The sequence below is a fragment of the Rhodococcus sp. KRD197 genome (assembly GCF_017168235.1).
Lineage (GTDB): Bacteria > Actinomycetota > Actinomycetes > Mycobacteriales > Mycobacteriaceae > Rhodococcoides.
In genome coordinates this window covers 1,178,434-1,187,196 of the sequence record NZ_JABFAO010000004.1, presented here as the reverse complement: position 1 = coordinate 1,187,196, position 8,763 = coordinate 1,178,434, and the positions used below count along the sequence as shown (strand labels likewise).

Annotated in this window: 6 protein-coding genes and 2 pseudogenes; 5 read left to right on the top strand and 3 right to left on the bottom strand. The window is 59.8% G+C overall.

What is annotated here, in order from left to right:
* Positions 1-302 precede the first annotated feature (302 nt).
* The 5 genes and pseudogenes from J1M86_RS11910 (at position 303) to J1M86_RS11890 (ending at position 6,589) form a co-directional block, all read left to right on the top strand.
* Positions 303-953 (top strand): hypothetical protein, encoded by a 651-nt coding sequence (locus tag J1M86_RS11910; protein ID WP_206509950.1) that lies wholly within the window; start codon positions 303-305, stop codon positions 951-953.
* A 201-nt stretch (positions 954-1,154) separates the two neighbouring features.
* Positions 1,155-2,543 (top strand): annotated as a pseudogene (locus tag J1M86_RS11905) (transposase).
* Entirely contained in the window at positions 2,543-3,385 is an 843-nt protein-coding gene (istB, locus tag J1M86_RS11900) for an IS21-like element helper ATPase IstB (protein ID WP_206509949.1), read from the top strand. Before J1M86_RS11905 ends, istB begins: the two are co-directional and overlap by 1 nt.
* A gap of 899 nt (positions 3,386-4,284) precedes the next feature.
* Positions 4,285-5,205 (top strand): hypothetical protein, encoded by a 921-nt coding sequence (locus J1M86_RS11895; protein ID WP_206509948.1) that lies wholly within the window; start codon positions 4,285-4,287, stop codon positions 5,203-5,205.
* A gap of 349 nt (positions 5,206-5,554) precedes the next feature.
* Positions 5,555-6,589 carry a DUF5677 domain-containing protein gene (locus J1M86_RS11890; protein ID WP_206509947.1) on the top strand — a complete coding sequence of 345 codons (1,035 nt, stop codon included), beginning with the start codon at positions 5,555-5,557 and terminating at the stop codon, positions 6,587-6,589.
* Between the two features lie 40 nt (positions 6,590-6,629).
* On the opposite strand, the pseudogene J1M86_RS26855 reads toward J1M86_RS11890, so the two are convergent.
* The 3 genes and pseudogenes from J1M86_RS26855 to J1M86_RS11880 form a co-directional block, all read right to left on the bottom strand.
* Positions 6,630-6,971: pseudogene (locus J1M86_RS26855) on the bottom strand (nucleotidyl transferase AbiEii/AbiGii toxin family protein); the annotation flags it as partial.
* An 18-nt stretch (positions 6,972-6,989) separates the two neighbouring features.
* Positions 6,990-7,400: a nucleotidyl transferase AbiEii/AbiGii toxin family protein gene (locus tag J1M86_RS26850; RefSeq protein ID WP_307786616.1), complete on the bottom strand. Its 411-nt coding sequence runs from the start codon at positions 7,398-7,400 to the stop codon at positions 6,990-6,992.
* On the bottom strand, positions 7,397-8,056 hold the full coding sequence (locus J1M86_RS11880; RefSeq protein WP_307786615.1) for a type IV toxin-antitoxin system AbiEi family antitoxin: 660 nt from the start codon (positions 8,054-8,056) through the stop codon (positions 7,397-7,399). Before J1M86_RS11880 ends, J1M86_RS26850 begins: the two co-directional genes overlap by 4 nt.
* Positions 8,057-8,763 lie beyond the last annotated feature (707 nt).

Below are 8,763 nucleotides of genomic sequence, written 5' to 3'. Positions count from 1 at the left end.
CGCCACCAACCGGGCCACCATATCGATGGCATCCTTCTTCAACTCCGCCGAGTACCGCTTCGATCCTGCTGCCATGAGGTTTCATCTTTCCCTGAGACGAACCCTCCGGAAACACCGGGACGGATCAAGCTGACCCGAACGGCAGCTCAAAGGCTCGCTCACTCGCTAGGGTCGGGAGTGTGTTCGACACCTACTTCACACATGGGCCCGAAGACGGCAAAGAGTACGGACGATGCGCCGCGCTCATCGACGGCATGCAAGCCGACCTTTTGCACTCAAGGTCAGCGACACCAGGATCGCTTGTGGCCGAACTAGATATTCAATACGCGGGCTCAGACCCCACACCGTCGCTGCTGCTGAGGAATGCTCTCGAACACGCCGTGCACAACCTGCAGTTCGTCACCCTTACGCTCGAAAAATTTGGCGGGCACTCGATCCCGGTGACCACACTGATGTCCGCCATTCGCACATCGCTCCTCGGGGCCTCGCACCTGGCTTACGTCGTTTCCGACACCGACCTCTCCACCGCCGCTCAGCGCATGGGCTCGCTCTACCAGCTTGAAAGCAAATCAGCACGCAAATTCGTCAAGCAGATCGACTCACCCGCTGCGCGGCGTCTCATGCCAGGGATGTGCCCACCCCCCGGCAGCACCGTCCGATCGCTCGCCGCCTACGACCCTCCACACAAGACGTCTGGCCAGCTCAACGAAAGCACCCTGCTAGACAACCTGAAGACCGTCGTTCTACCTGGCGTCATCACCGCAACAGGGCACGACCCGGACTATGCGCAGATCATGGTCGACCATCTGTTCAACACCACTAGCGGTGCCGCGCACGGCTACGGGTGGATCAACACCGACGGTGTCGTCGCCCACGTGGTTGCGCAATTGTCCTTCTCCACTACCACCGCCAATATCGTGTTCAATCACTATTTCGCCGCGCTGGACAGCTGACGCCCGCTACGAGCCAGACGAATTACTGTCGGATATCGCCGAATCGTGCCTGCCGATTATCTCGTGACGGCGCTCATCGAAACTCCCCATTGACTCTCACTGAAATTCCCCACCCGTGTGGCACCGCCAACGAGGGCGGGTCTCCCCGGATGCTGGTGGTCTCTGACCACACACCAGCTACCCGAAGGAGACCCGCTCCTCATGCTTACACGGGAGGAAGACGTGGAAATACACGCCCTGCACCAACGAGGCTGGAAGATCGCCGACATCGCGCGCCATACCGGCCGCGACCGCAAGACCATACGGTCCTACCTCAACGGGACCACCACCCCCTGGAGTGCGCAAACGCAGCACACCGGACCCCTTCGAGGTGTTCCTGGCCTACGTCACCGCACGCCTGATCGACGACCCGCACCTGTGGGTCCGTACCTTGTGCGACGAGCTCGAAGACCTCCGATATGTGATGTCGTATCAAACGTTGCACCGCAAGATCCGCGAGCTGAAACTCCGCCCGATCTGCCAAGCCTGCCTCGCCGCAACCGAAAGACCCAACGCGGTGATCGAACACCCGCCCGGTGAAGAGACCCAGTGGGATTGGGTCGAACTACCCAACCCGCCCGCCTCCTGGGGGTGGGGTTCGATGGCACATCTGTTCGTCGGAACGTTGGCCTGCTCGGGCAAATGGCGCGGGGTCCTCGCCCCGAACATGACGCAGCCGCATGTCGTCGACGGACTCGACCGCATCTGCCGAGGACTCGGCGGAGTCAGCCGCGTGTGGCGGTTCGATCGGATGGCGACGGTTTGCCACCCGGAGTCGGGCCGGGTCACGGCCAGCTTCGCCGGCGTCGCGAAACACTACGGTGTCTCCGTCGCGATCTGTCCACCACGTCGCGGCAACCGCAAAGGCGCGGTGGAGAGGTCTAATCACACTGCCGCACAGCGGTGGTGGCGAACACTCTCGGACGATCTGACCGTCGAGCAAGCGCAAGCGAGCCTCGACCGGTTCTGCAGTCTGCGCGGCGACACCCGGCTGCGACCCACGAAAGACGGGAAGGCGTCGGTGGCGACGATCGCCACCACCGAAGGGCTGCATCCGATGCCGGCTACTGCGTATCCGGCGATCCTGACCACCGACCGGATCGCCTCCCGCCAAGCGTTGGTCTCCTATCGCGGTAACCGGTATTCGGTCCCACCCGAACTCGACTGTGCTGCAGTGACCGTGACGCACGTTCTGGGCGCCGATGTCATCGACATCGTCACCGCCTCCGGCATCACCATCGCCCGACACCACCTCGCAGCCGACGGAACCGGGGCGATGGCCGCGACCACGGCCACATCTACGCCCTCGAACAAGTAGCGATGTCCGGTGCGAACACCGGCCGCCCGCACCGCCGCAAAGAACGCATCCCACCCGGACCCGACGCCCTCGCTGCCGCAGAGAAACTCCGAACATCGACCGAATCAACACCGTCCGCCCAAGACGTTCAGACCGCAATCGGCAGTCACGCAACCGAATCCACTGAGACTGGGGCGGTCATCTACGACCTGTCGGTCTACGAACGGGCTGCACACGGAAGGAACACCCTCTGATGGCCGACATGAAGACGAGCGACCGGATGCCGGCACCGAACACGGCCGAGGTTGCCAGTCTCTATCAGCGCCTGCGCGGCCACCTCGCGGTCCTGAAACTTCACGACGCCGCCGAAGCGTTGCCCTCGGTTCTTGACCAAGCTGCGGCCGAGGAGCTGTCGATGACGGCGGCGTTGGATCGGTTGCTCTCGATCGAGGTCGACGCGACCGAGGCACGCCGGTTGACCGGGCGACTGCGGTTCGCGTGCCTGCCGACGCCGGCGTCTCTGGAGGACTTCGACTACGACGCCGCAGCCGGTGTCGACCGCAAGCTCATCGACGAGCTCACGACCTGCCGATACTTGGAGACGGCGACGAATGTGCTGCTCATCGGACCGCCCGGTGTCGGGAAAACGCATCTGTCGGTCGGGCTCGCGAGGGCGGCTGCGCATGCCGGGTATCGGACGTACTTCACCACCGCTGCCGATCTAGCTGCGCGGTGTCACCGGGCCGCGATCGAAGGCAGGTGGGCGACGACGATGCGGTTCTATGCCGGGCCGACACTGCTGGTGATCGATGAACTCGGGTATCTACCGTTGCCGGGAGAGGCGGCGTCGGCGTTGTTTCAGGTTGTCTCGCAACGATATATGAAGACATCGATCGTGATCACGAGCAATCGTGGTGTCGGTTCGTGGGGAACGGTTCTCAGTGACGACACCGTTGCAGCAGCCATGCTCGACCGTCTCCTGCATCGATCGGTAGTCCTCGACATGTCCGGTGATTCCTACCGGCTCCGCGACCACAACGCACGTTCGGAGAAGCTCCGCAAAGCCGTCACCGGGACCCGTCAACCGCTACAGTGATCACCGCTACCGGGTGAGCACTTTCGCTGACCGAAGTTGAGCACTTTCGATGAGCGCCGTCAGCCTCGCGCGTCGTGGGTGCGCGTTTGGCTGTCGATGCAGGCGGCATTGGGTTGCTTGACGACCTCATTCATCCCCAACCGTCGTTTTAGCCATCGATATGGTGTACTGCACGCCAGCGTTCCCAATTGGCACGGGAGGTCGGGAGTGGCGAACGACTTGATAACCCTGATTCGACTAGCTCAGCAGAACGGATGGGCCACCACTGATGCAGTCTCGTTCGACGTCCTATTGCGGCATGCAAAGCCGACTCTTTGGCCTGTGAGCAACAGGGACTCGGGCCCGGTCGTCGACTTACTCCGACCTACCGACGCCGATGAGGCGCACCAACGATCACTGAGCGCGCTCGTCGGCCTAGGCGAGCAGCCCCTCCATACGGACGGTGCGCATCATGTTGCTCCTCCGGACTACATAGTCCTGTCCTGTCCGCAAGGCAGCGGTGTCCCTACCTTCTTGTGGCGGTTTCGTTCGCATGACAGCGATAATCGGCCCGTCGAGGACCTTCGTAATGGGTTGTTCACCGTCCGTGCTGGCAACTCGTGTTTTCTCGCTCCATCGTTGACGATCACGCCGGCCCAATTGAGGTACGACCCGGGTTGCATGTCGCCGGCGGACGGCCGTGCTTCACGCGCATCCGAGTACCTCAACTCCAGGCGCGCTGAGAGCATCCCTTTTCAATGGGACACGCCTGGCCGCGTCCTTGTCATCGACAACAGCAACGTATTGCATTGCCGTGGCGACACGTCCGGCGAACCGGGCCGCGAGATGCTGCGGGCAGGCCTCAAAGTTGGACGTATGCCCAAGGCCCTGCGATTGCAACCGGCTCCGGTGGTGCGGGCATGACAGCTCCGTATGACCACGATGCACTCTGGCTCAAGGCAAAAATGTTTCTCAACCGCGCCATGGACGAACAAGACGTACGCCCGTTCGACGAACGTGCCCTTTGGGCAACTTTGGCGCTTGAGCTTTTAGGCAAGGCCGCTCTTTCGCGCACCTCGCCAGTGCTGATTGCCGAGCCCACAGAGGAAGGTACAAACTTACTGATCGCGACGGGGTTGCTCGAAGGTGAAGCGCAGTTCGTCTCCGTCCGCGCAAAAACCGTCTTCACCCGTTGCCAACGCGCCTTCCGACCGTTCAGTTCAGACGAAGCAGCCAAGCTTTGCAATGCGCGTAACGAGTACCTTCACGGCGCGACCCCTGGTTTCACCAATATCCCCGAGGATGGCTGGTGGCCCCTGTTCTGGAGGCAGGCCGTCATCCTCAATGGCGCTATCGATCGAGATATCGCAGACCTTGTCGGCGGCGACCGGGAAAATATCGTCGAGCATCACTTGGATCAGAATCGAAAAAATATCGAGCACCGCACCGAAATGCTCATAGAGCAAGCTCGAACTCGACTTAAACAGCACCACGCCGGGTCCTTGCCCGCCAAAATCGCCAAGCAATGGTCTCCCGGCATCTCGCAAACCGCCGGTCTCCGGTACACCGAGAATGCCCACTGCCCCGCTTGCGGTAAGACAGGGACGATCGAGGGCGACGATGTTGAAGATCGATCCTTAGAGCATCACCAAGTTGACGAACACGACTGGGATACCACGGTTGAGCTGACGATTTATTCGGAGTACTTCAGCTGCTCGAACTGCCGCCTCGTTCTCGATCGGCCTGAACTCCTAGAGACGGCCGGAATAGATTCGACCTTTGCCGTCGACGGAACGGAAGACTACATTGCACATCTCGAACCCGAATATGGCAACGACTAAAAAGCCTGCGGTTCGTTCGAGTCGATTGAAAATCCATTCTATGATAATTCTACGAACTCTCGCAGTTATAATTTTCTACTGAATTTGCACGGAATCGAGCTTGCAGCGAACCTCCGCCTCGCAGTCGATTGCCAGGCAGCATATCGCCGTGTCCCATTGCGTGTCGAGTTAATCACCTGAGCAAGAATCCCAGAGATAGGACCACATGACAACCTCAGCTGAGGCCAACTCGAGCTTAGTCGACGACGCAATGCAACAAAACCACTTGCTGCTGCGACGGTTACGCAGAAGTATCAGGTCAAGCATTTCAGCGAGTAGCCGGTCAAGCTCATGGAATCCAAAAGAAATCATGAGGGAAGTTAGCGAATTCGGTGAGACTCTCGAATACCGGAACGAGGAGCTAGGTTACGATTTGGGCCGCAATCGAATTAAAGCAAGAAAAGCACTTCAGGATGACCTAGACAAATACGTAACACCCTACGAAAGGAATTTCTACGGTTACCTGACAGTTGCAGAACATATTAATACGGAGAGCGCTACAAACTGGCGGGTCAGCACGAGATCGAACGCTAAACTTGATATCCTTTGCGAACTCCACAGTCAAGCACTTATCGTTGCAGAGGAAGTAGTAACCCTCATTTCCGCTGGACTACCTACCGGCGCTACCGCACGATGGAGAACCCTCTACGAGATAACCGTAACGGCACTCTTTATCGCGAAGTCGCCCAACATGGTTGCGGAACGCTACAAGCACAGTCACATAGTCGAACAGTACCTAAGGATACGCAATGGCGACACTAATCATTTGATGCGGGACGCGCGTTTTAGCAAAGCGGAGCGAGCGCGCAGAACGGCAGTCGAACACGAAGCAGCAAGGCTCGAAACGAAGTACGGCTCAAGTCTCATTAGACCGTACGGGTGGGCGAGCGAACGACTCAAGCAAAAGCGTGTGACCTTCAACGACATCGAAAAACGAGTCATGGATAAGCAACGTCACCTCACCTACATCACTGCGGCACAAGACTCTCACGGCGTCAGACTGTCGTCGGTGAGAAACATGGTGCGCCATCCCGAGAGCGAATCGCTCTTGACGACTGGTCCACTCGATCCGTACATCATCCAAGTGGAGACGGCTTGGACTCTCCAAGACTTGACATGGGAATTGGCGCGCCGTGTGCACCGACGCCAGGAACAACCCGAGGCGCTGTACTGGGGTTACGTCGCGTATATGTACGCCCTGGATCTCGCGACCGAAGCAACTCACGCGCGCTACACCGTATCGCCGTCACACCTTCGTCTGCTTTCATCAATCAGCGATAGTCGATCCCCGAAACTCAAGCCCCAGTCCAAGTCCTACGACAACCTGTCTAACGAGCCCATTTGACGAATCACGATCTAAGTACCATTCTGTCGAATGCTGCGTCCTACCTTCGATGCCTGTCCGATCGCAGGTCTAGGACTGCCCAAGCCTGCGCAACGTCCGCTGCGGCCTCGGGTGCTGTCACATTCAGCCGCGTCTGCCCCGATAGCTGACTTTCCCAATCAGCCTCGGTCGGCGCATCTGCGAACTGCCATTCACCCGGCAGCTTGTTCGTAGGCCCGAACCTCCGATACAAATTGGCCACTTCCGGCTCGAATGCGCCAATCCGATTCAGTGCCCACAAGTCCCACAGATCACGCGATGCCCGCCGATCACACCAGGTGGCTGTCTTACCCGCAACGAACGCGGGCCGCGTAGGCATCGTCAACGCAGCTCCGGGTGCATCCTCATACCGCTGTTCGAGCTACCGGCTCTCCAGCGGCCATGCCGGGCGACCTTCCGCCGACAGCAACTGCACCTTGACCGTCAGACCGAACTGCGACCTCAACACTGCACCGAGGTGCTCGGGCACCTCGGTGATCGCCGGATCCCACACCAGTCGCCCGTGGCTGCGCATGACAGCGCGCGGCAAAGCGCGGTCGAGATCACCAGCGACCTCAGATCTGGGACCGACCGCGATCAGGTCGATGTCCTCGCTGAGACGACCGTCGACCAAATGCGTTCGAGCCAAGGCTGTTCCGCCAATGAATACAACCCGGTCCGCGAAGTGCGCACTCAGATAGCCGAGCAGGTGCGAGATGAGATGATCCCGCTCGACCTGGGCACGCGCGACACCGAATTGCGCAGCCACCGAGGCCAACTCGTCTACATTCACCCTCGCTCCCCCAACCGATCCTTCACCCGCGTCAACGTCGTTCGCATCTTCTGAGCCTCAGCGATCTCGGCTAGCACCTCTGGATCGCACCGTCGATACAACTGCTCGACCGCTGGCCACGCCTCGCTTTCGGCATCACCGAGCCCTGGCCGCTTCACCAGATCCAACACCGTTTGCTCGGGCGTCGTCACCAACACCGGGCCCAACTCCGTATCGATCCGCTCCGCATCCAGACGCGCTGTATCGCGCACGACGAACCGGACTACTGCCTGCCGGTCGGCCAACTGAATCGGATCGTGTCGCGTCGGCACAGCCACCACAGCCGTCGCCAACGCCCGCGGAATCACACCGTGCAACCGAGCCGCGCTGACACCCATCACGACAGCATCATCTAAGCCGTATGCGGCAACCGCGATACCGGCCGAAGCAGCCTCCAACCCAGGCATCCAACCGCCACCCACCTGATCGTCGGGCACCGCCACATAGAAGCCCGTCGCCACACGATGCAGCAGACCCAAGTCCGTCAAACGCGCCAGCTCTGGACGCGGATGGGCATACACTCGCGCGGCCGTCGCAGCCCGCACCATCCGCATCGGGAGGCGAGCAAATTCGGGAGGTAACCCTGTCTGACGGCGTCGAACATCGCTCGAAGTCACGGCTACCTCCAGTCAGTATCGGATACGTAGGCTCAGAGCCTACAGAACCAACACTGACTGCAACACCCCGAGCGAACGCCGACGCCGCGTGCCCAGGCCATGCGGATCCACCTACATCCACACGAATGCTCACCGATGAGTTAGCAACGAGTTGTGACATTCTGTGACACCCAACGCCGAATCGAGCCGCCGAACCATCAAATCCCCAGGTCGCGATCGCCCAATAACTCCAGGTCAACGAACCGGCTCATTCCCGAATCGAGCGCTCCCCACCAGGCCGACAAGAAAAAGCCCCAACCATTTCACTGGTCAGGGCCTTCTCGCTGGAGCCTCCTAACGGGATTGAACCGTTGACCGCTCGCTTACAAGTATGTTGCGAGACAACCAGATACGTCCGCATGGAACCATCACAGATACTCTGACCTGCGTCAATCGTCCAGTCCGTACCACCCGAATCCACCCTCGTTCGTACCGACATGTGACACGCTCGTGACACCGAGATTCGTCTGGTAAAACCGTGTGGACCGTGGTGGATCCGCCTGAATGCACGTTGATTTGGAGCGCTCTGAGCGCTGCAAGTCGTTGCTCTCGAGCCACGACATATTCATCATTACAGTGTAGAACTCGCCTTTCGGACGGGCATTTGAACCCCTAACCTCCTGGTAGTAACTCACACGGTTTCGCGGACCGGTGTGGATCCATATACA

Coding starts and splice junctions, on each gene's coding strand:
- J1M86_RS11890 (WP_206509947.1), top strand. CDS start 5,555: ATGAGGGAAGTTAGCGAATTCGGTGAGACTCTCGAATACCGGAACGAG.
- J1M86_RS11895 (WP_206509948.1), top strand. CDS start 4,285: ATGACAGCTCCGTATGACCACGATGCACTCTGGCTCAAGGCAAAAATG.
- istB (WP_206509949.1), top strand. CDS start 2,543: ATGGCCGACATGAAGACGAGCGACCGGATGCCGGCACCGAACACGGCC.